Annotated in this window: 20 protein-coding genes, 5 tRNA genes, 1 other RNA gene and 1 pseudogene; 21 read left to right on the plus strand and 6 right to left on the minus strand. The window is 37.7% G+C overall.

Annotated features, from left to right (window positions below; genetic code table 11):
- Positions 1 to 63: 63 nt before the first annotated feature.
- Positions 64 to 1158, minus strand: a complete 1095-nt coding sequence (gene ispG, locus LDX58_RS00775) for a flavodoxin-dependent (E)-4-hydroxy-3-methylbut-2-enyl-diphosphate synthase (RefSeq protein ID WP_227935467.1) — start codon at positions 1156 to 1158, stop codon at positions 64 to 66.
- Between the two features lie 268 nt (positions 1159 to 1426).
- The gene (gene yqfZ / locus LDX58_RS00780; protein WP_227934966.1) at positions 1427 to 1783 is read right to left on the minus strand and encodes a protein YqfZ; all 357 of its coding nucleotides are present in this window, start codon (positions 1781 to 1783) and stop codon (positions 1427 to 1429) included.
- Between the two features lie 115 nt (positions 1784 to 1898).
- Between yqfZ and LDX58_RS00785 the strand changes: the two genes are divergently transcribed.
- The 3 genes from LDX58_RS00785 (at position 1899) to LDX58_RS00795 (ending at position 5171) form a co-directional block, all read left to right on the plus strand.
- On the plus strand, positions 1899 to 3128 hold the full coding sequence (locus LDX58_RS00785; protein WP_227934967.1) for an MFS transporter: 1230 nt from the start codon (positions 1899 to 1901) through the stop codon (positions 3126 to 3128).
- Between the two features lie 313 nt (positions 3129 to 3441).
- Complete coding sequence (locus LDX58_RS00790; RefSeq protein ID WP_227934968.1) at positions 3442 to 4317, plus strand: DUF1002 domain-containing protein; 876 nt, start codon at positions 3442 to 3444, stop codon at positions 4315 to 4317.
- Positions 4318 to 4520: 203 nt separating this feature from the next.
- Entirely contained in the window at positions 4521 to 5171 is a 651-nt protein-coding gene (locus tag LDX58_RS00795; RefSeq protein ID WP_227934969.1) for an NfeD family protein, read from the plus strand.
- A 10-nt stretch (positions 5172 to 5181) separates the two neighbouring features.
- Here LDX58_RS00795 and LDX58_RS00800 read toward each other — a convergent pair whose 3' ends face one another.
- The gene (locus LDX58_RS00800) at positions 5182 to 5964 is read right to left on the minus strand and encodes a DUF1189 domain-containing protein (RefSeq protein WP_227934970.1); all 783 of its coding nucleotides are present in this window, start codon (positions 5962 to 5964) and stop codon (positions 5182 to 5184) included.
- Positions 5965 to 6220: 256 nt separating this feature from the next.
- On the opposite strand from LDX58_RS00800, the pseudogene LDX58_RS00805 reads away from it, so the two are divergent.
- The 7 genes and pseudogenes from LDX58_RS00805 to LDX58_RS00835 all read left to right on the plus strand — a co-directional run.
- A pseudogene (locus LDX58_RS00805) lies at positions 6221 to 6539 on the plus strand (sodium-dependent phosphate transporter); the annotation flags it as partial.
- A 46-nt stretch (positions 6540 to 6585) separates the two neighbouring features.
- On the plus strand, positions 6586 to 6672 hold the full coding sequence (locus tag LDX58_RS26545) for a hypothetical protein (RefSeq protein WP_227935468.1): 87 nt from the start codon (positions 6586 to 6588) through the stop codon (positions 6670 to 6672).
- 194 nt (positions 6673 to 6866) lie between these two features.
- Positions 6867 to 6941 (plus strand) — tRNA-Asn (locus LDX58_RS00815).
- 6 nt (positions 6942 to 6947) lie between these two features.
- Positions 6948 to 7021, plus strand: a tRNA-Met gene (locus LDX58_RS00820).
- A gap of 25 nt (positions 7022 to 7046) precedes the next feature.
- Positions 7047 to 7122: transfer RNA gene (locus tag LDX58_RS00825), tRNA-His, on the plus strand.
- 3 nt (positions 7123 to 7125) lie between these two features.
- A tRNA-Ile gene (locus LDX58_RS00830) sits at positions 7126 to 7202 on the plus strand.
- Between the two features lie 3 nt (positions 7203 to 7205).
- A tRNA-Ser gene (locus LDX58_RS00835) sits at positions 7206 to 7298 on the plus strand.
- Positions 7299 to 8055: 757 nt separating this feature from the next.
- Here LDX58_RS00835 and LDX58_RS00840 read toward each other — a convergent pair.
- Positions 8056 to 8868 carry an undecaprenyl-diphosphate phosphatase gene (locus tag LDX58_RS00840; RefSeq protein ID WP_227934971.1) on the minus strand — a complete coding sequence of 271 codons (813 nt, stop codon included), beginning with the start codon at positions 8866 to 8868 and terminating at the stop codon, positions 8056 to 8058.
- A gap of 233 nt (positions 8869 to 9101) precedes the next feature.
- On the opposite strand from LDX58_RS00840, the gene LDX58_RS00845 reads away from it, so the two are divergent.
- The 4 genes from LDX58_RS00845 (at position 9102) to LDX58_RS00860 (ending at position 13716) form a co-directional block, all read left to right on the plus strand.
- The gene (locus LDX58_RS00845) at positions 9102 to 9710 is read left to right on the plus strand and encodes a superoxide dismutase (protein WP_227934972.1); all 609 of its coding nucleotides are present in this window, start codon (positions 9102 to 9104) and stop codon (positions 9708 to 9710) included.
- 298 nt (positions 9711 to 10008) lie between these two features.
- Entirely contained in the window at positions 10009 to 11307 is a 1299-nt protein-coding gene (locus LDX58_RS00850) for an MFS transporter (protein ID WP_227934973.1), read from the plus strand.
- A gap of 67 nt (positions 11308 to 11374) precedes the next feature.
- A non-coding RNA gene (ssrS, locus tag LDX58_RS00855) (6S RNA) lies at positions 11375 to 11555 on the plus strand.
- A gap of 70 nt (positions 11556 to 11625) precedes the next feature.
- Positions 11626 to 13716 carry a peptidoglycan D,D-transpeptidase FtsI family protein gene (locus LDX58_RS00860; protein WP_227934974.1) on the plus strand — a complete coding sequence of 697 codons (2091 nt, stop codon included), beginning with the start codon at positions 11626 to 11628 and terminating at the stop codon, positions 13714 to 13716.
- 253 nt (positions 13717 to 13969) lie between these two features.
- Here the strand turns inward: LDX58_RS00860 and LDX58_RS00865 are convergent, their stop codons facing one another.
- Positions 13970 to 14155: a hypothetical protein gene (locus tag LDX58_RS00865; protein ID WP_227934975.1), complete on the minus strand. Its 186-nt coding sequence runs from the start codon at positions 14153 to 14155 to the stop codon at positions 13970 to 13972.
- 263 nt (positions 14156 to 14418) lie between these two features.
- Entirely contained in the window at positions 14419 to 14793 is a 375-nt protein-coding gene (locus LDX58_RS00870) for a hypothetical protein (protein ID WP_227934976.1), read from the minus strand.
- A 503-nt stretch (positions 14794 to 15296) separates the two neighbouring features.
- Between LDX58_RS00870 and LDX58_RS00875 the strand changes: the two genes are divergently transcribed.
- From LDX58_RS00875 to LDX58_RS00905, 7 genes are all read left to right on the plus strand, one after another.
- The gene (locus LDX58_RS00875) at positions 15297 to 15935 is read left to right on the plus strand and encodes a DUF4912 domain-containing protein (RefSeq protein WP_227934977.1); all 639 of its coding nucleotides are present in this window, start codon (positions 15297 to 15299) and stop codon (positions 15933 to 15935) included.
- A gap of 13 nt (positions 15936 to 15948) precedes the next feature.
- A complete protein-coding gene (locus LDX58_RS00880; protein WP_227934978.1) occupies positions 15949 to 18729 on the plus strand; it encodes a 1,4-alpha-glucan branching protein domain-containing protein in 2781 nt (926 codons plus the stop codon).
- A gap of 18 nt (positions 18730 to 18747) precedes the next feature.
- Complete coding sequence (locus LDX58_RS00885) at positions 18748 to 21162, plus strand: sugar phosphate nucleotidyltransferase (protein ID WP_227934979.1); 2415 nt, start codon at positions 18748 to 18750, stop codon at positions 21160 to 21162.
- Positions 21125 to 21805, plus strand: a complete 681-nt coding sequence (locus tag LDX58_RS00890; RefSeq protein WP_227934980.1) for a hypothetical protein — start codon at positions 21125 to 21127, stop codon at positions 21803 to 21805. The genes LDX58_RS00885 and LDX58_RS00890 overlap by 38 nt, the downstream gene beginning before the upstream one ends.
- A 158-nt stretch (positions 21806 to 21963) precedes the next feature.
- Positions 21964 to 22113: a 50S ribosomal protein L33 gene (rpmG, locus tag LDX58_RS00895; RefSeq protein WP_034624960.1), complete on the plus strand. Its 150-nt coding sequence runs from the start codon at positions 21964 to 21966 to the stop codon at positions 22111 to 22113.
- Between the two features lie 118 nt (positions 22114 to 22231).
- Positions 22232 to 22792 (plus strand): 5-formyltetrahydrofolate cyclo-ligase, encoded by a 561-nt coding sequence (locus tag LDX58_RS00900; RefSeq protein ID WP_227934981.1) that lies wholly within the window; start codon positions 22232 to 22234, stop codon positions 22790 to 22792.
- The gene (locus LDX58_RS00905) at positions 22789 to 23583 is read left to right on the plus strand and encodes a DUF92 domain-containing protein (RefSeq protein ID WP_227934982.1); all 795 of its coding nucleotides are present in this window, start codon (positions 22789 to 22791) and stop codon (positions 23581 to 23583) included. The genes LDX58_RS00900 and LDX58_RS00905 overlap by 4 nt, the downstream gene beginning before the upstream one ends.
- The last annotated feature ends 8 nt before the right edge of the window (positions 23584 to 23591 follow it).

Raw genomic sequence — 23591 nt, forward strand, 5'->3', positions numbered from 1 at the left:
TTAAGGACTAGGATGAGAGCGGGGAACATTGAAGAAGCACTAGCCAACGCTAGTGCTTCTCTTTTAAGCTTTTTCTAATTCTTTTTGCTTTTTAAAATACTCTTCCGCAAGTTTGTCAATTTCAATTTTAAGTTGTTCAACCATGGTTTCCTCAGGAACTTTTCTAACGATTTCACCTTTCATAAAAAGAAGACCTTCACCACGAGCTCCAGCAATTCCGATATCTGCTTCTCTCGCTTCTCCAGGTCCATTTACAGCACAACCAAGGACAGCAACTTTTATAGGTGCTTTAATGGTGGAGATGTAGTCCTCAATCTCATTTGCAATACTAATTAAGTCGATTTCAATTCGACCACATGTCGGACATGAAATAAGCGTTGCTGCATTAGCTGCAAGCCCAAAAGATTTCAATAACTCACGAGCAACTTTGACTTCTTCAACAGGATCTGCACTTAACGAGATGCGAACTGTGTTTCCGATACCCATATTTAGGATAGCTCCAAGTCCAGCTGCACTCTTGATGGTTCCAGCAAATAAAGTTCCTGATTCTGTGATTCCTAAGTGTAGTGGATAATTAAAAGCCTTTGCTGCTTTTTCATACGCCTCAATCGCTAAATTTACATCGGAAGCTTTCATTGAAACAATAATGTCATGAAAATCTAGGTCTTCAAGAATTTGTATATGGTGAAGGGCGCTTTCAACCATTCCATCCGCAGTGGGATACCCATATTTATCAAGAATACGTTTTTCTAAAGAGCCGGCATTAACCCCAATTCGGATTGGAATCCCTTTTTCTTTAGCCGCTTTTACTACCGCCTCGACTTTATGACGTTTCCCGATATTTCCCGGATTAATACGAATTTTGTCTGCGCCACCTTCAATTGCTTTTAAAGCCAGCTTATAATCAAAATGAATATCGACAACAAGTGGGATGTTAATTTGAGCTTTTATTTCAGCAATTGCTTCAGCTGCACGCATATCAGGACATGCTACACGAACGATTTGACATCCAGCTTCTTCTAGTCGCTTAATTTCTGCAACAGTTGCTGCAACATCATGTGTTTTTGTCGTTGTCATGCTTTGTACAACTACTTCATTGTTTCCGCCAATCGTCAAATTGCCAACCTTAACGGGTCGCGTTTTTGTACGATGAATAATTTCGGTCATAGACCAATCGCTCCTTTATATTGAAGAGTGGACTCTTCACCTTATCTCACAAAGAGAATCGTCTTCATTTTATCAATGTCAGTAATTGTTTGGCAAGGATAAAGTAAAATCTATTTAAGAAGGACTATCTTAAGTCCAATCAAAATAGGAGTTTATTGTCTCCCTCAAAGTGCTCGTCTACTTTAGGAGTTGGCTTAAAATAGATTTACACCTAAATCTTTGCGCGATCTCTAACATTTGATTAAAAATCGAAACATTTTTAATGATAAACAGGGAATAAATATGTTTCACCTATTTGAATTTCCTCAGGCCTAATTCCCCCATTTAACTCTTGAAAATCATAAACAATTTCTTGAATCGTTGCTTTAATCGTTCCTTCATGCAGGTGTTCCACGATGGAAAGAACGGTATGACCAGGTTCAACAGTCACTTCTTGAAATGGATCAAGTTCTAAAATCGTTGTCTCTTCTTCGGCTATGTTAGTGCTGGTAGCTTCTTCATCCGTTATTGCTTCAGCAGCTTCTGTAAGTCCATTGGGTAAAGTACCAACAGTTAGATCATAATAAGTACTATATAAAATAACGAGGATAATGAAAATCGTTCCCATACGTTTCATTCAGCTTGTCCTCCTCTAAAATATTCATTATTCATTTAGAGTATATGTTCTTTCTTTCTAAATATGATAAAGGCAAGGGAAAATACATGCTATAAAAGTATTAGGAGTGAGTAATGTGACGCTGCGTCCATCTTATATGTTATCTTTCATTGGCCTTTTGCCTGTTATCATGGTTTTAGGCAATTCGATGTTTATTCCATTATTGCCACAAATACAAATGGATATGGGGCTTTCAACGATAGAGAGTGGATGGTTGTTAACAAGTTTTTCTATTCCAGCAGCCTTTCTTGTCCCCGTTGGAGGCTTTTTATCGGATCGATATGGTAGAAAAAAAATAGCGCTCATAGCATTACCAGTGATTATGAGTGGTTGTTTGATTTCGGCGCTTGCCGGTTTAAGAACAGGGTCAGCGAGTTTGTTCCAGTTAATGATCGTGGGGAGGGTTTTTCAAGGAATCGGTGCCGGATTAGTGACGCCGCTAGCGATGGCGTTTATTACCGATATTTACCATGGAGAACAAAGGAACCGGGCACTCGGAAGCATTGAAGTTTTTAACGGGATGGGTAAAGTAATAAGTCCAATTATTGGTGGTATTATTTTAGCTGTTTCGTGGTCGCTTAGTTTTGTCGTTCTTTTAGGTCTATCTTTATTTGCTTTTTTAGGAATATTATTATTAATCGACACTGAAGTACTCTTAAGAAAAACAGTTGAGGCTACAAATGGAAAAAGAGAGAGAATAAAGACGCTTTTTATTGCACATTGGCGTTGGTTACTTCCGGTTTTTTCTTCGGGTGCTATTGGCATGTTTTTGCTTTTTGGTTATTTATTTTATTACTCGTATTTGTTAGAAGCAACACTGCTTTCACCACTTTGGCATGGTTTATTACTTGCTGTACCCTTCTTCATGCTAACCTTATTTTCATACGGTACCGCTAGAAAATTAAACGGACAAGAAGATCATTATAAAAAGGCAATTATTACTGGTCTAATACTTATGGTTTTCGGTTCCACATTGATGATTAGTTTGGATCATTTAATCCTTTTTATCAGTTCACTAGTTCTCTTTTCAAGTGGATTTGGTATAATGCTACCAGCTGCCAATGCGGCCCTTGCTTCAATCGTGCCAAAAAGAGAGAGAGGAACGATCTTTTCATTTTACGCTATGATGCGGTTTATGGGTGTTGCTTTTGGTCCGCTTTGTTTTGGAATGTGGATACAGAACATAGAACAAATGGTTTTTACAGCTTTATTTTTTATTAGTCTAAATTGTGTTGTAGTACTTTATAGTTGGCCATGCCTACCAGTTGGAAAGAAATGTGATGTGACTGAAATATCACACATTTAATAAGAAAAGCGGCATTAGCGTCTTTCTTTAAAAGCAATGAAGCGAAACTGCTGCCTTCTTTTAAGCAAAACGATAAGGGGGTTTCTTGTCGTTCGATACGTAGCGTGTAGAACTATTTCCATCTTGAGTAGCTATCTTGCTCATTGAAACCCATCCAGTATTCACTCAATGCATTCTTATCATTAAAAAAAAGTGACTAAAGCCCCTGTTCATAGTCATTGAAAAGGTGTTTCTTATTTAGTAAGGCACTCGTCTAATAAGAGGGCTAGACTTAGCGAAAAAAGACAAGTCAAAAAAGGAGAGATGATAAAAAATGAAGTTGGTATGGAAAAAAGGAATTGCCCTAACGCTGGTGTTAGCTTTAGTATTTCCAATGTTTGTCTTTGCAGATGCTGTGCCAGGAGACGTTGTTATTACACTGGGAGAAAATTTATCGGAGACACAAAAGCAAAGTTTATTAACGGAAATGGGAGCAACTAAAGATGATCTCGTCATTTATGTAACCAATGCGGAAGAACATCAATACTTAGGAAATTACATTAGTGCTTCTCGTATTGGAACTAGAGCTTTGTCTTCATCTAAAATTACACTTAGAGAAGCAGGTGCGGGACTTACTGTGGAATCAAATAATATTGATTGGGTGGCCGATGAGATGTATTCCAATGCTTTAATTACAGCAGGCGTTGAAGATGCTGATATTTACGTGACTGCTCCTATTAATGTGTCTGGAACAGCTGCATTGACTGGGTTAATTAAGGCGTATGAAATTGCAACTGAAATCGAAATTCCTGAAGAACAAAAGCAAATCGCTAATGAAGAAATGGTTCGAACTGGTGAATTAAGTGAATCGATTGGGATTGAAGAAGCCACAGAATTAATGAATCGTATTAAAGAAGAAATCGCAAATAATCCAGTTGAAACGGAGGATGATTTACGTCAATTAATTCAAGGTGTAGCAGCTGAACTCGGCATTACTTTAACGGATGAAGAGTTAAATGGTCTTGTTTCGCTCTTTATGCGAATGAAAGATCTTAATATCGATTGGAGTCAAGTCCAAGATCAAATCTCACAGGTTCGTGAAAACTTAGGGGAGTTTCTTAATCGAGAAGATACTCAAGGATTTATTAGTAATTTTCTTGATCTAATTAACCGCCTTATTGATTCCCTCCGAGGTTTATTTAGTTCATAAAAAATAAGAGAGGGGTAAATCCGAGGGTACTGAAAAGGTGAAAATCGTACCTTTTTCAGTGCCGTTAATCCCTCTTTAAGCATAATTCACCCTAAAAAATGAATTATGACATAAGATTTGTAAAGCTTTAAAATTACATACATATTATAATTTAGTGAAACGGAATGGTTTTATACTCGTATACATACAAAGGAGGTTTGAGTATGGATTGGTTAAATTCCGCTAGTTTTGGCTTTGTTGTCGTTTTTTTAGGAACATTATTTCTAATTGGAGAATTGCTCGTTCGGGCGAAAGGTCTTTTTGCTATTTTGGGTGTTGCAATTATGGCCATGTATTTCTCATACCACCTTTCAGGAGATGTGGGACTATGGGTCGTTCTCTTATATATAGTTGGATTATTAATGATTGTCATTGATGGTAAGGTTATTACTGATGGAACGATTGCTCTACTCGGAGTCTTATTGATGATTATTGGTATTGCAGTTCCTGCCCCTAACTTCATTTATGGTGCAATGGTTTCTATGGGTTTTTTAGTAGGAGGGTTTAGTTCAGCTCTCTTTCTTAAAGTATTTCCATCAAGAAATTTATGGGCAAAAATGACATTAAAAGACCGATTAACTGGTGACATTGGTTATAATTCCATAAACGAACGTTATCATGAGCTTGTAGGAAAGCAAGGAAGAACAATTAGTTCATTCCGTCCAACCGGTACAATTGAAGTAGATGGAGAACAGTACAGTGCAACTAGCGGCGGACATTGGCTTGAAGCTAACATGAATATTATCATAACGTCTGTAGATGGTACGAGAATCCTTATAAAAAAAGTTGAAGTTGAAGATGAGAAAAGCGAGTGAACCAATTTGGTTATGCACTCGCTTTTCTTTTTGGAATTGGAATTGTTCTTACGGCCATAACTACCAGTAGCAAAGTAGAAAGAACAAAAGCACTAAATGGAATCGAAGTTACCAGTGTGTCTATCCAATAAAGGACAATAACAGGTAGTGTAAGGGCGTGAGCGGTTATCGTCCATAAATGACGGTAGTGCAAGGAAGGGCGATTCCCCTTAAATAAGATAGCAATAAGCGCGAGTAAAGAGATTCCTAGATAAGCAAGCCCTGAAAGTCCTACATAAAGTAAAAGCGTTACAATAAGCTGCAATATGGGCAAGAAACCTTGCAAATCCTGAATTCGTTTAACAAATTCATCTTTTGTAAATTCATCTAGTCCTAGCAACGTATAGGAGATGGTTTGAATGTTTCCATTTGTCACAAGAAGGATGTTTTGCTTCTGTAGTGCTATCCCTTCGTTGAGTTGTTTTAGTTCGTCGTCTGAGAATTTATTCTCTGGATCGATCAAAACAAAACCTTCACTTAATTCATCTGTATAAAAGGTTTCCATATTTTCAAATTGTAATGAACCGTTCACAATTTGAAAGGAAGGTAATTCTCCTACTAACAGATTATTCAATCGATCTATACCAGTATGAGCTGTTATATTTATAGAAATAAAATAAGGGATACTGGCAATTAAAACGATAAAAAGGACATAACCAATTGTCGTTGTAATGGGGCGGAAACGGCTATATGCAATTGTTTTTCTACTATAAAAACTTTTTAGAAACCATTCCCAATAATTCAGGTTAATCACCTCTTTCATCCTTTGCTATTTTATCTAAATAAGCGTAAAAATGCTATGACTTTTATCAAATCGATAAGAAATGACTCAGCAATTAAAAAAATATTAATTGATTACATTATGAGCTTGTTCAAAAAGGGTGGTCTTCCCTTTTTGAACAAGCTCTTTATGAATGCTTAATAATAGATAGAGTGTCCATGTTGATGTTTGTCGAATGGTCAGGATAACGTATCATATGAAATGAAGGAATGAGGATGTGTGGGGTTTTGCGGGGCTATTTGTTACCTTACTCCTACAAACGAGTACTGGAACTACGATTTTAATAATAAGATTTGTTAATGCAGGGGTTATGACTTTAAAACAGGCAATAGGTGTTATAATGGCGGCTAATATTAGAATAACGATAATAGCCTTTATTAATTTCAGCATATGACTTACCTATTGTTGCAGTTGGAGCAGCCCTTCATTTCTTTTTCAAAGCTAAAAAAGTCAATAATTATGGGCAAGTAGTTTTTTGTTTTGTTTATCGACTTGAATTAATGGGGACTGGACAAAAACTTCTCCGAGAACTAGAATCTTTTACAGAACAACTGTTAGTGAGTGAACGAGGGTATTTGTTCTGGGTCGGCGATTGTGTTTGTTGATATTGTTAGTAATCTCGAACGTATAGGCAACCACTCAGTTAATATAGCTGTAGCGGTTATTGGTGAAGAAAACTAAAGTGAAAAAATGACTCAGAAGGTTAAAATGCCGTATGAGTCATTTTTCTTTTGTTGTTCAAGTAGAGAAACAAGCTTGTCTATCCTTGTATTATGTGATAAATTAAATCAGTAAGTTCAATCTAGTTTGTTGTAAAAAAGTTATTGACTCATTTTATTTAGTATGGTATTATTATTATTGTCCGAAAAAGACATTCCACAGTAGCTCAGTGGTAGAGCAATCGGCTGTTAACCGATCGGTCGTAGGTTCGAGTCCTACCTGTGGAGCCATCATATGGCGGTGTAGCTCAGCTGGCTAGAGCGTACGGTTCATACCCGTGAGGTCGTGGGTTCGACTCCCTCCGCCGCTACTTTTTAAATTAATCTTACTCTATGGCGATTGTGGCGAAGTGGTTAACGCACCGGATTGTGATTCCGGCATTCGTGGGTTCAATTCCCATCAGTCGCCCCATAAGGACCCTTAGCTCAGTTGGTTAGAGCAGTCGGCTCATAACCGATCGGTCGTAGGTTCGAGTCCTACAGGGTCCACCATACGGAGGAATACCCAAGTCTGGCTGAAGGGATCGGTCTTGAAAACCGACAGGCGGGTCAAACCGCGCGGGGGTTCGAATCCCTCTTCCTCCTCCATTACATATTAAAGTTAAAGGATCTGCATTTGCAGATCCTTTTTTTAGTGCGCCCAGCATGGGTGCACTCTATAGGGTGAAAGTCCCTAACTGCGAGGGCATAAGTAACAGTAGCTTAACGCAAGGGTGTCTGTGGTGACGCAGGATCTGAAGGAAGAGGGCGGCGAATTTCCAGTCTGAGGAACACGAACTTCATACTAAGGCTAGGTATCTTGGATGAGTCTGCTAAACAAGACAAAGCCTTTTTGCCAAAGGTGATACAGAGTAATTGAAGTAGATAGATGGCACTCTTGGCGAGGTCTGACTGATAAGTCGAGCATACTCGGTAACCTATTCTGTGAAGAGTAGCTGAACGTCAGAAGTCAGCAGAAGTCATAGTACCAGAGAAGCTTGGAAGGGCTGAACCCAAAAGAGTGTGAAATAACCTCAACGTTTATTAACCCTTGAAGAAACAGTTGTCTGCAAAGAGCTCCCTATGGAATAGACAGTGAATCCTGTTGAAAACCATAGATGAGAGTGGGTGTGAACAGTGAGACAGAAAAGCATAACGGTCAATGATAGCATACTCATTGACCGTTTGAATTCGGAAACTACCGTATACGGAACCTTACATGAGGTCGGGGGTTAATCACCTCCTCCTCGGCTAGATAAGAAGATTTTACTGAAGTATGAAAGTCTACGCGTGTTTTCTTGTTCTTTTTAAAAGGAAAGCAACCTCAATACATTTCTTCTACTAATAAAAGTGGCTTGTTCTTTTACTATAGAAAATTCCAAGTTAAAATACCAAGAGCTATACAAAAGCCAGCAAAATAGGTTAGCTTCGTATTCTCAACCATTGAGATGATCCATTTTATTCCTACTAAAGCAAACAGGAAAGAAGTAATAAATGCAGTTGTTAATGCAAGAAGCTGTGTCTCACTGTAACTTCTTAGTAATTCAGGGAGCTTTAACAGACTCATTCCGATGAAAACAGGAATGGATAAAATAATGGTGTAACGGAGAGAGTTTTTTTTATTTAGACCTAAAAGGAGAGCGGTAAATAATGTGCTACCCGTCCTAGACATACCGGGGATGAGTGAAATCGCTTGGCCAAGTCCGATCATACATGCATCTTTCCAGTTAAGTTGAGTAACCGACCTTTTTCCAACCGTTAAGCCGTGTTCGATCAAACCGAGTGATAAACCGGTGATAATTAAGGATACTCCTATGGTAGAAGGAGTAGTGAAGCCGTCTCCTAGACTAAATTCTAAAAGAGTTACAGCAAATATGGAAATGATTGTTGAGATTATGATTAATAGAGTAAAACGGAAATTAGCCTTGGTCTTTTGTTGTTTGATTCGTATGTGCTGCAAGAAATCTTTCGCTATTTGGCGAAGGTCTTTTCTGAAATAAACGACCACTGCTAAAACAGAAGCTATGTGTAAGAACGTTTCAAATGCTAATTTAAAATCCTCGCCTATACTTATGTGAAGAAGACGCTGCACAATTAGCATAAGAGCTGTACTCGATATAGGTAAAAATTCTGAAATACCTTGTACAAACCCAATTAAAAAAGCTTCGAACCAATTCATATTCTAAATGCCCCCGTCTTGTCTCTTTCTATATGTGTATGAACTAGCACAATTGTTATGACGTTGACCGTGTTTATTTCACACATATGAGGGGTAGAGTAAAGAAGTCTGCTTTACTAGAAAATAATGAGCATAAACATTGCAAGAATGTTCAAATTTTGGTAATGTAAGAACTGGAAGACTTATGAAACATTTATGTTGATAAAGTTACATTAATCTGAGGAGGAATTATTATGGCTTACGAATTACCGCAATTACCTTATGCAGCAAACGCACTAGAACCACATATTGACGAGACAACAATGAACATTCATCATGGTAAACACCATGCTACTTACATTACAAAGCTTAATGCAGCACTAGAAGGACACGAGGAATTAGCTAGCAAGAGCATTGAAGATTTAGTTTCTAATCTAGATGCAGTTCCTGAAAACATTCGTGGAGCTGTTCGCAACAATGGTGGAGGACACGCAAACCATGCTTTGTTCTGGCAACTTCTTAGTCCAAATGGAGGCGGAGCTCCTTCTGGTGAGCTAGCTGATGCAATCAATTCTACATTTGGTAGCCTTGATGCATTTAAAGAAGAGTTTGCTAATGCAGGCGCTAACCGTTTCGGTTCTGGTTGGGCTTGGTTAGTTGTTGATGGTGGAAAGCTTGCTGTAACAAGCACTCCAAACCAAGACACTCCTCTTATGGAAGGCAAAACGCCAATTCTCGGTCTAGATGTTTGGGAACATGCTTACTACCTAAATTATCAAAATCGTCGTCCTGACTACATTAACGCATTCTGGAATGTAGTAAATTGGGATGAGGTTGCAAAACGTTATAACGAAGCTAAATAATACTTAGAAAATGAATGAACCCAGGAAGATATTTCCTGGGTTTATATTCTATATTTTTCTAGAGAACAACCTAAGGAAAAAGCGCCTTAGGTTTTAAAGATGAGCCAAGAAAAAACGCCTTGGCTTTCAAAAAAGAACAACCTAAGGAAAAAGCGCCTTAGGTTTTAAAAAGATGAGCCAAGGAAAAACGTCTTGGCTTTCAAAAAAGAACAACCTAAGGAAAAAGCGCCTTAGGTTGTTCTTTTTTTTGTATAACTACATTTAGTGGTGACACACTATTTGTAAGGGTGGTGGAGTCGTGAATAAGTCTGTACTAAAGAAAGTGATTGGTGATATAGAGGTGACAAGAGACTTAACACTTTTGCTTGTAATTGGAGGGCTTTATGCGTTAAGTTTTGCTTTGTCAAACACATTTGTAAATGTATATCTATGGAAGCAATCTGGGGAATTTGTTGATATTGCTCTTTACAATCTAGGCTCTGTTGTTATGCAACCTTTTGCTTTTATTATAGCTGGGAGGATCGCCAAGAAAGTTGACAGGGTTGTGGTTCTAAGGAGCGGTGTTATTACCCTTTCCATCTTTTTCTCAACTGTATTATTTTTGGGTGAAAATGCAAACGAATATCTCTTGCTTTTAGGTGCTTTAATCGGAACTGGAGTTGGTTTTTATTGGCTAGCCTTTAATGTGCTAACCTTTGAAATTACAGAGCCTGAAACGCGAGATTTTTTTAATGGTTTCCTTGGACTTTTAACTTCATTTGCTGGAATGATTGGCCCGATCTTAGCGGGATTAATCATTACACGGATGGAACAATTTACAGGATACACGGTTATTTTTACGATTTCTTTATCGCTTTTTGTAGTAGCTGTTTTAACAAGTTTTTTGTTAGAACGAAGATCCGCGGAGGGACAGTTTTATTTTAGGAAAATTCTTAGAGAACGTAAACACAATCCGAATTGGCGACAGGTAACACGTGCTCACTTCTTCCAGGGTTTACGTGAAGGAACATTTGTGTTTGTCATTGTTGTTTGGGTTTATATTGCTACAGATAGTGAGCTTGCCATCGGTACATATGGGTTAGTGGCTTCAGCTGTTCAATTTGTAGCGTACTATATCATTACTCGCATGATTAAACCAACTTTCAGAAAGAAGTTGATTTTAATAGGTGGAATGATCTTATACGCTGCCATTTTTCTTATTGTGATAGGTGAACTCACTTTCATGAAACTAATTATGTATGGGGTTGTTGTCTCAATTGCGTACCCTATGCTACTTGTCCCATATGTCTCATTAACATTTGATGTAATAGGTAAAGGTTGGAAAGCTGCGGAAATGCGAGTTGAATATATTGTTGTTAGAGAATTATTTGTTAACTCTGGACGAATTGTATCAGTTTTAGCATTTTTAGCAACAATTACGTTTTTCTCAGAGGAAAAAGGCATTCCAGTATTACTTCTTATTTTAGGTGCAGGACATGCTGTTATTTATTTCTTTGTTCGTCATGTTCGATTTAAAGATGGAAAAGGTGGAGAAAGTTATTCATTCGCTAGACAAAAAGGTGGAGATGGCGATTCTACAAGTGAAACAAGAGTATAACCAATCTTGAATGGGTTGCTTTCCCTTTTGACAAAAAAGACCGATATGCTATAATAAAATTAAATAAAGTTACCTGCCGTGTTAGTCAGCTTCTCCTTGTTTCGAACCTTGCATTTTCAAAGGGAGTTCTATATTGAAGCTCAGCCAACAAGCCAACATGTCTTGGAAGTTGAACGAGGTTCTGCGAACACCCACCTACTTAAGTAGGTTCATGAAACAACTGAAGCAACGGCATACGCGGGTTAACAAATGATTATTCTAGGCACCTCATAGTAGGTGTCTATTCTACTTTTTTGGGAGTTTGGAGGAGTAATATAAGTGGGAAAAATAAGACTAAAGAAAAGACATCATGTCCCCATGCGTTTAAATGTACTTTTTTTCGCGGTTTTTATTTTGTTTTCAGTCCTTATTCTTAAACTAGGAATGGTCCAGATTGTTCAGGGACAAGAATTTGTGAAAGAGTTGGAACAAACAAGTAATACGACAGCAAGAATTGATGCACCAAGAGGCATAATGTACGATCGATATGGAAATATAGTTGTTGATAATGAACTTGAACTTTCGGTTACATACACCAATCCTTCTAGAAGTACGAGTTCTGAAACCATACTTAGATTAGCTCGGGAGTTAGAAGAAATGATTGATGTTGATACAGATCGAATTACAGAAAGAGATAAACGTGATTTTATTTTACTATTGATGACAGAAGAAGAGAGATATAAACTAGTTACTCGTGAAGAAAGAAAAGAACTCGAAAATGCGAGCGACGAATACGGTCTAGAAGTTGAGCGTGTTTCTGAGGAAGCCCTACAAGCATTAACAGAACAAGACTTACGTGTGTTGGCCATTTATAGGGAGATGTCACGTGGCTACGCGAATGCACCTCAACGAATCAAACGTGGGATCACAGATGAAGAAGCTCACCAATTAAGTGAGAATTTGTATAGATTACCAGGAATTGATATTCAACGAGACTCCAGACGTAACTATGTTTATGGCAATTCTTTTCGTAGTTTGTTTGGCTCAACTGGTTCTATACCAAAAGAACAGTTAGATAATTATGTATCTAAAGGCTACGATCGCTCTGATTTTGTTGGCACTAGTTTTCTAGAATTACAATATGAAAACGTTCTTCGTGGACAGAAAGCTGTAATAGAAAGCATTACGTCTTCAAGTGGAGGCGATGCTATCGAAAGCGCTACTAATGAACGTCTAGGACAACGAGGGAATGACCTAGTTCTTTCAGTTGATATGGAATTGCAGCAACAACTTGAAAAGATTATTGAAGAGGAAATGAAAAAAGCGGGAAATTCGTTTATCCTTGATCGCTCAGCCTATGGAGTGTTAATGGATCCTAGAACGGGTGACATTTTAGCGATGTCTGGTTTTTCTGATTCTGTGGGTCGTAACAGTGATGATAAGACGGATCATATTGGGAATGTGACAAAAGCTTTTGAAATGGGTTCTTCGATAAAAGCCGCTTCTGTTTTAACTGGTTTTGAGTCAGGTGTTACCTATCCGGGCAAGACGTTTAATGATCGACCGATTCGACTACCATCTACACCTGAAAAAAAATCAGTCCGTAATTATGGATGGGTTAATGATCAAAAAGCTCTTGAAGTGTCTTCTAACGTATATATGTTTGAGATAGGGATGTTAATGGCGGGTTGCCAGTATCCTAACAATTGCAGATGGACTAATTTGCAGGCTGCATATGACGAAGTAAGATATAGTTTTAGTCAATTTGGTCTAGGTGCTGAAACCGGTATCGATTTACCTTCAACTTCAACTGGTTTAATCGGTAAAAGTGAGGTGCCAGGGAATCTCTTAGACCTTATGATCGGACAGTATGACACGTATACCCCACTTCAATTAGCTCAATATATTTCAACCATTGCTAATGATGGGTATAGAGCACAACCGCGTTTAGTAACTGAGATAAGAGAACCTATTGCTGATCGGACCAACCAAGGAGCTGTTGTTCAAAAGTTTGAACCCACTATTTTGAATCGTATTGATATGAGTGACGAATATATCAGTCGTGTTCAACAAGGGCTTCGTAACGTTATGACAAGCGGTACTGCAAGTGGTCGTTTCTCCAATAAATCTTACCAACCAGCTGGAAAGACTGGGACAGCTCAGGTGAGAGTAGCTGTTGGCGAAGGGGATAACCGTCGATTAGTTGATGGCAATACACAAACGTTAGTTGGTTATGCACCTTTTAACAACCCAGAAGTCGCATTTGCTATTATCGTTCCAAATGTTAAGTTAGAAAGAAATGGTGGTAGACAAGGAATGGCACAGGAAATTGCGAGCAAAGCATTAGATGCCTATTTTGAACTGAAAGAAGTTCGTAATGGTCCTAAAGCATCTGCTCGTCCTTTACTTGAACAACCTGATAATGAATAACGGTTAATTGGAAGAAGTCGGGAACCATGGTTGTTAGATAATTTATGTACTATATGCTAAGAGGGTGTTGTTAGGTCAAAACTGACCTAACAACACCCTCTTTTTATTAAAAGATAAGAAAGTATAAAATTCGAGTGAATACAGGAAGTGTCTTCAATGGCTCCAACGCTGCACGTCAAACGACAAGAAACCCACTTGCTATTCAACTTAAAGGAAAGCAGCGGTCCCGCGCATTGCTTCTAAGAAAAGACGGCTAGCGCCGTTTTTTCTTATGAAATCGTTTGAATAATTTTTCTATTGTCATGTCACTGCTAAGTTCGTAAAAACCAGTCTTTAATGATGTCGATAATCCTAATTGTTCAACAACATTCAGGAATTGGTCGCGATCTTGAATGATTTGACCATTGACTAGGCGATCAGCAATTTCGAAACTTGACATACGAGGATCGATTTCAAGAAAAAGAATATAGACTGTTTTTTGAATCTCTTCAATTTGTTTGTCTAGATGTTCTAAGTTTTTTATCCTCTTTTAATTGCCTTAATTCTTTCTCAGGTAAAACAGTGAGACCATGGTTAGCCATTTTCATTTCCTCAATTGTAAGTGGTTAAGCTATAAGTTCTTCAGAGACTTTGCCCTGAGTAAGATAAAAGGTGCCTGCTAAAACAGCAGTTGCAAAGGTTTGTAATCCATTGGAACTCATACTACATCTCCCTAAAGCTATTCGGTTTGAGCTTTGACTCGATTAAATGGATCACTTCATTTTTTGACAGGTTAGTCTTAGTTGCAATTGATTGTATGTCAAACCCTTGTTCATAGAGTTCAAGAATCTCTTCCAGTAATTTACTGTGTGAATTAGAATGGTTTTGTCTGAACGCGGTCGATTGTTCAGCACTTATAAGTAATTCGTCCTCGAGAAGGCGAACTTTTCTTTTTAATTGGTAAATCTCCTGCATATAGGTTATGGATATTTGTTCTACTTGTTTTTCCAATTCAGCTGTTTTGTCTTTTCTAAAAAATGAAAGGATAAAGAGAAATGCTGCAAGCGAAAATAAACAAATTAAAACGACTTCTAACATATATTTACCTTCTTTCTACAATCGTTTCGAGAATGGCATTAAGACTTTTGCCAACGCTCTGAGTCTAGTTTAGAAATGACAAGAGGTATATGTGCTCTATGCTTTCTTAGTAAAATAATGGTCTATTTGCATTATACATCTAAAAAAGATGAATGCGAAACGAAAGTCTTCCAATTTGAATCGTATATCGACAATTTCTCGTTTCTTTTATTAAAGACGAGTGATTACCTGTTTATTCAACAAGATACGACCTCTTTTTGTTGACAAAATTTGCTATCGAATGAAGGCGAATAATTTTTTTAGTTCTTGAAGGTGACAACTAGCTTAAGCCTGACAAAAAAAGACAAATTAGCCTGCTTGTTCATAGAATTTTGGAGCTGTATGATTAACGTAACAAAAGAAATAGTCATAATAGAATAGAAACAACATAGAAAGATGCCGCTTGACTTTAAATAATGATAAAAAGTAAGTGACAACTAACTAATAATTAGGAGGTGAAGATAGTGATTGAACAAATATTAGCCCTTCGTGAAAAAGGTTACTCTTTTCGGAAAGTAGCAAGTGAATTAGATACAACAGTTGGAAAAGTACAATATCGATATCAAAAGCATCTTCAACAACAAGAAAACCCTGATCATGTGGATGATGAGAAGGTTCACTTCTTACAAAGTATACCTGCCAGTTATGACAGAGATGAAGTAACCTTGCTGCCGCAAAGCCCAACGGTTATTCACGCCTTTTGGGAATTAAGTGGATCTTTGCGTCAAATGTCAGAACATCAATGCAGATTACCATGGCATGAATTAAGAAAACAATTACGAGTATATGATTGCACGATGATTGATTTTAATGGTCACAACGGACACCGATATTTTGATATTGAGATTCCAGAGATGACTAATAATTGGACCATCCACGGTCTAGAACCGAACCGAACGTATATGGTTGATTTTGGAGTTATCACAAGACAACACACGTTTCTCTCACTTCTTCGTTCCAATGCCATAGACACTCCGAGATCTACGGATAGTCAAAAGGGATTACATGTGAACGCAGTTTATGAATGGAAACAGGGTCAATCTAATGAGCCTAAATGGCTAGAACATTTTAGCACGTATTCATATTACGAGACGGTAAAGTAAGGGGGGATTATTTATGAAAGAAGGCTATTTTTCGTTAGTACTACATGCGCACCTGCCATATGTTCGACATAAAGAAGAGGGGCGTCTAGAGGAACGTTGGCTATTTGAGGCGATAACAGAGTCTTATATTCCATTGTTGTGGGAGTTAAATCAAACCGATATTAAAGACGCGTTAACGATATCGTTTTCCCCTCCCGTATTAGAAATGTTAGCAGATCCAATTATTCAAGAACGCTACCTGGACTATATTATCAAAACGGAAGAATTGCTTCACAAAGAAGCAGAATCTATCATAACGTCAGAAGAAAAAGAGCTTAATAAATTTTACATACACCGATATCAGAAAATTAAGGATACATTTCTAAATTTGGATAAAAACGTACTATATGGTTATCGTGAACTATTCAAAAAAGGGGCTATTTCTTGTATTACGAGTGCTGCAACACATGCATTTTTACCTTACGTGAAAACGAAAGCGGCCATTCGTTCACAAGTTGTTGAAGCGATCCGTTGTTTTCAACAACATTTTGGAGTGAAGCCAAAAGGTTTTTGGTTACCCGAGTGTGCAATAGCTCCTGGTATAGATCGAATTCTTGTTGAAGAAGGAATTTCTTATTCTTTTGTTGACGAGCATGCATTAATAAATGCTGATCCAAACCCTACTAAAGGTTCCGGGGCGCCTATTTATTCTCCGCATGGACTTATTCTTTTTCCGAGGCATACAGATCTCTCAAGCAAAGTATGGAGTTCCACTTTAGGGTATCCAGGAGACGTAGATTATCGCGAATTCTACCGAGATATTGCATATGAACGTGACTGGGACTATATCAAACCTTTTGTGCATGAAGAAGTAAGAATAGATACAGGAATTAAACATAAGCGAATTACGGGTCATGGTGAAGAAAAAGACATTTATGTTCCTGATTGGGCAAAGGGAAAAGTGCTGGCTCACGCCGAACATTTTCTTGGGTCGATTGAACAAGAGATAAATGATCACGGCGATCAATGCTATCCTCCTTACTTAATGGTAACCCCATTTGATGCCGAGCTTTTTGGGCACTGGTGGTTTGAAGGACCTGACTGGATTGGACAAGTATTAAAAAAAGGGCAAGGTCGAGTTCAGTTTATAACACCTGAGACTTATATCAATCGTCATTACCAAGACTTTGAGACGGCTCATGTTTCATTTTCGACTTGGGGTCGTGATGGTTATGGGCATGTTTGGATCAATGAAAAGAATGATTATTTATATCGACATCATCAACGAATGGAAACGGATCTTACGACCATGGTTGCTTTGTTATCACAACCTAATGAGCTTGAGAAACGTGCATTGAAGCAAATGGTTCGTGAGTGGATGTTGGCTGTAAGCTCTGACTGGGCCTTTATTATCGATGGTCAAAGTGCAGTTCAATACGCTGAAGAGCGATTTTTAACGCATTTATCCCGATTTGATGCTTTAAAAGAAAAGTTACTAGACGGAAACATTCAAGAAAACTGGTTAATCGTGATTGAACAAGGATTTCCGTTCTTAAAAGAAATTGATGAACAAATATTCTTCTCTCCTCATGATGCTTATGTCCAATCAAATAGTGTAAAGCATGGTGAAGGCGTTAAGAAACGTTCTATTCTAATGTTAAGTTGGGAATTTCCACCAATGATGGTAGGAGGTTTATCACGTCATGTATTTGATTTATCAAGAGCAATGGTTCATGCAGGACATGAAGTACATGTTGTGACATCGCATGTGGCTGGTTACCCAGACTTTGAAACTACTCAAGGGGTGAATGTCCATCGAATCAAAGGGTTGCAACCTGAATCAGAACAATTCTTTGACTGGGTAGCTAGTTTGAATCTATCAATGGTGCAATACATTAACAAGCTTACTAGAAAAATAAATTTTGATATTATTCACGCTCATGACTGGCTAGTAGGTGTTGCAGCAACTGCTTTGAAGCGTTCGCTTCAGATTCCTTTACTTGCAACGATCCATGCAACTGAACATGGGAGAAATAATGGAATTCATAGCGAACTCCAATATGAAATTAATCAAAAAGAATGGGAATTAAGTTATGAAGCAGATCACATCATTGTTTGTAGTGATTACATGGAAAAGGAGCTTCAATCTATATTCTCATTACCAGAGGAAAAGGTTTCTGTTATTCCAAATGGAGTTGATTTTGAACTGATCAAACCACAAAAAAACTGTAATTCTATAGAAAAGAATGATGCTTTCACTATTTTTTCTGTTGGTCGAATGGTGAAAGAAAAAGGATTTCAATCAGTCATTAATGCTGCAGCTATTTTGAAGGAACGAAACGTAAAGATCCGCTTTGTTATTGCTGGTAAAGGTCCGATGCTCGAAGCTTATCAGCAACAAGTGAGGGAAAGACAATTAGAATCTTACATTAATTTTCTTGGATTTATAAGCGATGATGAGAGAAATGAATGGTTTTATCGGTGTGATGCAACCATCTTTCCGAGTCTATATGAACCGTTTGGAATTGTTGCTCTTGAAGGCCTCGCAGCGGGTAAAGCGACAATTGTATCAGACACAGGTGGGTTATCAGGGATTATTCGTCACGATGAAAATGGAGTTAAGTTTATTCCAGGTGATGAAGGAAGTCTAGTTACTCAAGTACTCTATTTGTATAATCATCCCATTTTAAGAGAGGCATTAGCTACACAAGGACTGAAGGATGTAAAAACACGTTTTGATTGGAGCACAATTGCCGATCAAACTGAGATAGCAATAAAGAAGTGTCTAGGAGAAGAGCTAGAGTTATCTATTTAATATAGGAGGTTTGATGTAATGAAAGGTGTCATCATGGCTGGAGGAAAAGGAACAAGACTACGCCCATTAACTTGTAATGTACCAAAACCAATGGTTCCATTAATTGAAAAACCTGTTATGCAATATAGTATTGAGCTGTTAAAGAAGTATGGAATTACGGATATTGCGGTTACAATTCAATATTTACCAGATGTAATAAGAGATTATTTCGGAGATGGTTCCAAGTTCGGTGTAAATCTAACCTACTTCGAAGAAACAACCCCTCTGGGTACAGCGGGTAGTGTAAAACAAGCTGAATCTTTTCTAGATGAACCTTTTATAGTTGTAAGTGGAGATGCCTTAACTGACTTTGACCTAAAAGCTGGAGTGGACTTCCATAATGAGCATAATAGTGTTACAACCATTTTTATGAAACAAGTCGAATGTCCGCTTGAATTTGGCGTTATTATGACAGATGAACAAAATCAAATTATTCGTTTCCTTGAAAAGCCAAGTTGGAGTGAAGTATTTAGTGATACGGTCAATACAGGGATTTATATTATGGATCCTAGTATTTTCTCCTACATCCCAAGGAATGCAATTTGTGATTTTAGCAAAGATGTATTCCCGCGTCTGTTAGAGAAAAAAGCAGGGCTTTATGGGTATTCTGCAACAGGGTATTGGTCCGATATTGGGAACTTAAAGCAATATCGTCAGGCGCATAGTGATCTTTTAAATGGAGAGCTTATTGCTGATATTGCTGGAACCGAAGTGGAACCTCATATTTGGATCGGTGAAAATGTCATTCTTGAAGAAGGTGTAACGATCGAAGCTCCTGTAGCTATTGGTTCTAATACGATTATCCAAACAGGAGCTATCATCGGTCCACATACGATTATTGGTTCAGGGACAACCATTTCGAATCGAGCTTCTTTAAAAAGATCAGTTATCTGGAATGGGAATTACATTGGTGAAAACAGTGAGCTAAGAGGTGCGACATTATGTCATGGGGTCACAGTAGGACCGAAGACCTCTATATATGAAGATGTAGTCGTTGGACATCATAGTACAGTGGGTGAAGGAGCAATCATCCAACCTGAGGCTAAAGTATGGCCATATAAGAGAATTGAGGAATTTTCAACGGTTGAAAAAGCCTTTATTTGGAACGAAGTTGGCGTTAGATCTCTCTTAACTGGTCATAAAGCTACTGGAATTGCAAATGTTGAATTGACTCCTGAGAACGGTTCGAAATTAGGGGCTGCATACGGAAGTCTGCTAAATCAAGGAGACAAAGTGTTAGTGGCAAGCGACGGAAACTCATTCTCAGAGCTTTTAAAACTTTCTTTGATCCAAAGTTTACAAGCAGTTGGCGTTCATGTGGTCGAACTTGGACAGACAATGCTTCCAATCTTAAGATATAGTGTTGAAAACGAAGCAGTACAAGGTGGAGTTTACATTAGACTATCTGGTCGGAACGCAGAAAAGCAAATGGTTATAGAATTTTTTAACGAAGAGGGTTTACCAATTGATTCAACCAATCAACGTGAACTCGAGCAAATTATCTTATTTCATGCCTATCGTCGAGTAGCGTTTGATTACATTGGAAAATTAGAGTATAACAGCGCACTAGAAGATAAGTACGAACAACAACTTATAAGGAATGTCAATCAGATAGCAGTTAAAGAAAGAAAGTGGAAGGTAGGACTTCATAATGAAGCGGCAAATGAACTAACATTTTTACCATCAATGCTAGAGAAACTTGGTTGCGTTGTCTATCAAATTCCAAAACAGATTGATATCGAAGCTATGAAAACTTATTTGCTCACCCTTAACATAGATTTTTCAATCATGTTAGGTGAGAGTGGTGAATTTATCAGCTTAATGACAGAGGATGGGAAACTTGTCACTGAGGAAGAACAGATGACATTGTTTTTATTATTACAACTTGAAAAAGGATTGCGTTCAAAACTAGCTATTCCACTTTACGGTGGATCCGCCCTTGAGGAGATTGCAGCTAGTTATGATAAGACATTAATCCGTTCTAAGACATCAGCTAGAGCAATGATGGAATCTGAAGGTACTGTACAAATGATGTATTATGACGCTCCTTTTGCGATCACTCATTTATTGGAATATTTAACAGAAAAAGAAATGTCTTTATCAACACTTTTGACAAAGCTACCAATTCAATCGATTTATAAGGAAGAGATTACTTGCAGGACCGAGCAAAAAGGACTTGTTATGCGGAAGTTAATGGAGTCTATCAAAGGAAAAGAAGTCGAACTTATTGATGGAATGAAAGTACATCAAGAAGATAGTTGGACCTATATTATACCAGACCAAGAAGATGGATTATTTACAATCTATGCTCAATCTAAAGATGGAGAGCATGCAAAACAATTGGCGGGTGAATACATTGAACAAATTAACGTTATTAAAAAGCAAACATCCTAAACGAATTACAACAACACACTATCAATCTCAATTTATAAAGAGTTTTGGTATATGGATGGATGGAGAATGCTCTTGGTTAAGTAGTAAGGAGTGGGATCTGTCTCCGAAATTAGATCACACTTCAACATTGTCGATTTTAGTGGCCTATCATAAAAAGTGGGGAATGCAAATCACTGTTTTACAAGAAAGCGCTCCAACCGATCACGAAAGTGTCATGACTCTTATTTTGAAAAACCAAACTGAATGCAAAAAAGAAGTGAAATTTGTTTTCTATTGTCAACACAATCAAGAAAAAACAAAAAGCATTTCATTTGTATCTCCTTCTAAGCATGCTATCATGCAGCATAATGAGAGTCAGTTAACTTTAGTTTCTTCGAGATTTAATAGAGAAAAGGAAAGTCAACTTGCTGTTGGAAAAAAGGAGAAGATATGGTTTGAACGAGAAGGTAGATTGGCTCTTGCGCCTTTATGTCGTGACGGTCTTGAAAGTATGATTGTCACCAAGGTGGAACTTGAACCTTGGCAAGAAACCTATGGACGTATTTGGGAAATATCCGGACATTCTGAACAGGAAATCTATGCGAGACATGATAAGCAAAAGATGTATCATCAATTAAAAAGTGCGGCAGAACGAACGTTATAAATCTTGCTAATATAAACGAAAAATGAGAACTTAACTTGTGTTAGACATCCTTTACTGGAACTAATGAACATCACTGTAAAGAAAAAACACTTGATTGCTTCCCGAGAATTTGCTATTATATTCAAGTATGAAGTAAGCATAGTTTGGAGGGATAGCAAATGCGTGTACAAGTAACTCTTGCTTGCACTGAAACAGGAGATCGTAACTATATTACTACAAAAAATAAACGCACAAATCCTGAGCGTATTGAATTTAAAAAATACAGCCCAAGATTAAAGCGTCATACGCTACACCGCGAAACAAAGTAAGCAGCTGGTTTATCCGCTGCTTTTTTTTTATAGATGTAAACTAAACTGTGATGCAACTGAGCAATATAGGGCAGATCTATAAATAAAGGAATTTATAAAAAAGGGAGTAGTGGGCGTTTTGGAGAAAAAGCTATCAATTCGCAAACATGTGACCGAGGTACTTGGTCGTCTTACAGAAGAACAATACATAGAAGAGTCAAAGCAAATAGCACAACACTTATTTGATTCGCCATATTGGAACGGTGCTCAAGTAATAGCATTAACCATTCCTCGTGATCAAGAGGTAGATACATATGAAATTATTAAAAAGGGATGGAAAGAAAATAAAAAAATCGCGGTCCCTCGAGCGGATTTTAAAACGAAAAAAATGACTTTTTATGAACTTACTAGCTTTGACCAATTAGAACAAAGTGCATTTCGAATGAAAGAACCTAAAGAAACTCTTTGTCGAATTATTAGCAAAGGAGAAATGGAGTTAGTCATTGTTCCTGGAGTAGCCTTTGATAAGAGAGGGTATCGTTTAGGTTATGGTGGAGGGTTCTATGATCGTTTCCTACCTCATATTAAAGCACCGACAATTGCGTTAGCCTTTTCATGTCAGCTGGTTAAGGAAGTCCCCGTTGACATTCATGACTGGAAAATAGATCATATTATAAGTCCAACGGGTTTTTATCGATGATACCGATAACGCTTCTTCTTGTTGGCGTTTTCATTTTAGCATTTTTCACTTTTTTGAAAAAAAAGCTCACGATATCAGGTTTGGTTGCTGCTTGCATCGTTGGCTCTCTTATTGCACTTGGTTTACAAGTGTTTGGTTTATTCTTACTTGGAATTTTCTTCTTAAGTTCAACTTTGCTGGGGTCTTTAAAGGGAAGAAAGAAGAATGAAGTTACAGAAAAAGGAGAAAAAAGAGATGCTATTCAAGTGCTAGCAAACGGTGGTATAGCAGCTTTACTTGCATGTATCTATCCGTTCTTCCCATCCTCCATCATCATTTGTGGATTTGTAGGAAGTTTGGCCGCAGCTAATGCAGATACGTGGGCATCTGAGGTTGGAGCTTTTAGTAAAAATAAACCCTTTCATTTAATAAAAAGAAAACGTGTGGAGGTAGGAACATCTGGTGCTATGACAGTACTAGGGTCAACAGCTGCCTTTGCAGGTAGTTTTTTGATCGCTATGGTTGCTATTTCCTTTTGGTGGCGAGATTATGATAAAAGCTACATGCTTTTAATGATCCTGACTTTAACTGGATTTATTGGGCATTTTATTGATAGTTTGCTTGGGGCGATATGGCAAGTCTTTTATCGTTGTCCTACTTGCCTAATTGAGACTGAAAGTAAAAGACATTGTGGGGTAGAAACGGTTAGAATAAAAGGAATAGAATGGATAAATAACGATATCGTTAATTTGGCATGTACGGTTTGTGGTTCTCTTATCGGCATTACTGTTGGTTGGTTTGTAACAGCGTAATAGAATGC

Origin of the sequence: Alkalihalobacillus deserti, from assembly GCF_020734105.1 — a bacterium.
Taxonomy (GTDB): domain Bacteria; phylum Bacillota; class Bacilli; order Bacillales; family Bacillaceae_D; genus Halalkalibacter; species Halalkalibacter deserti.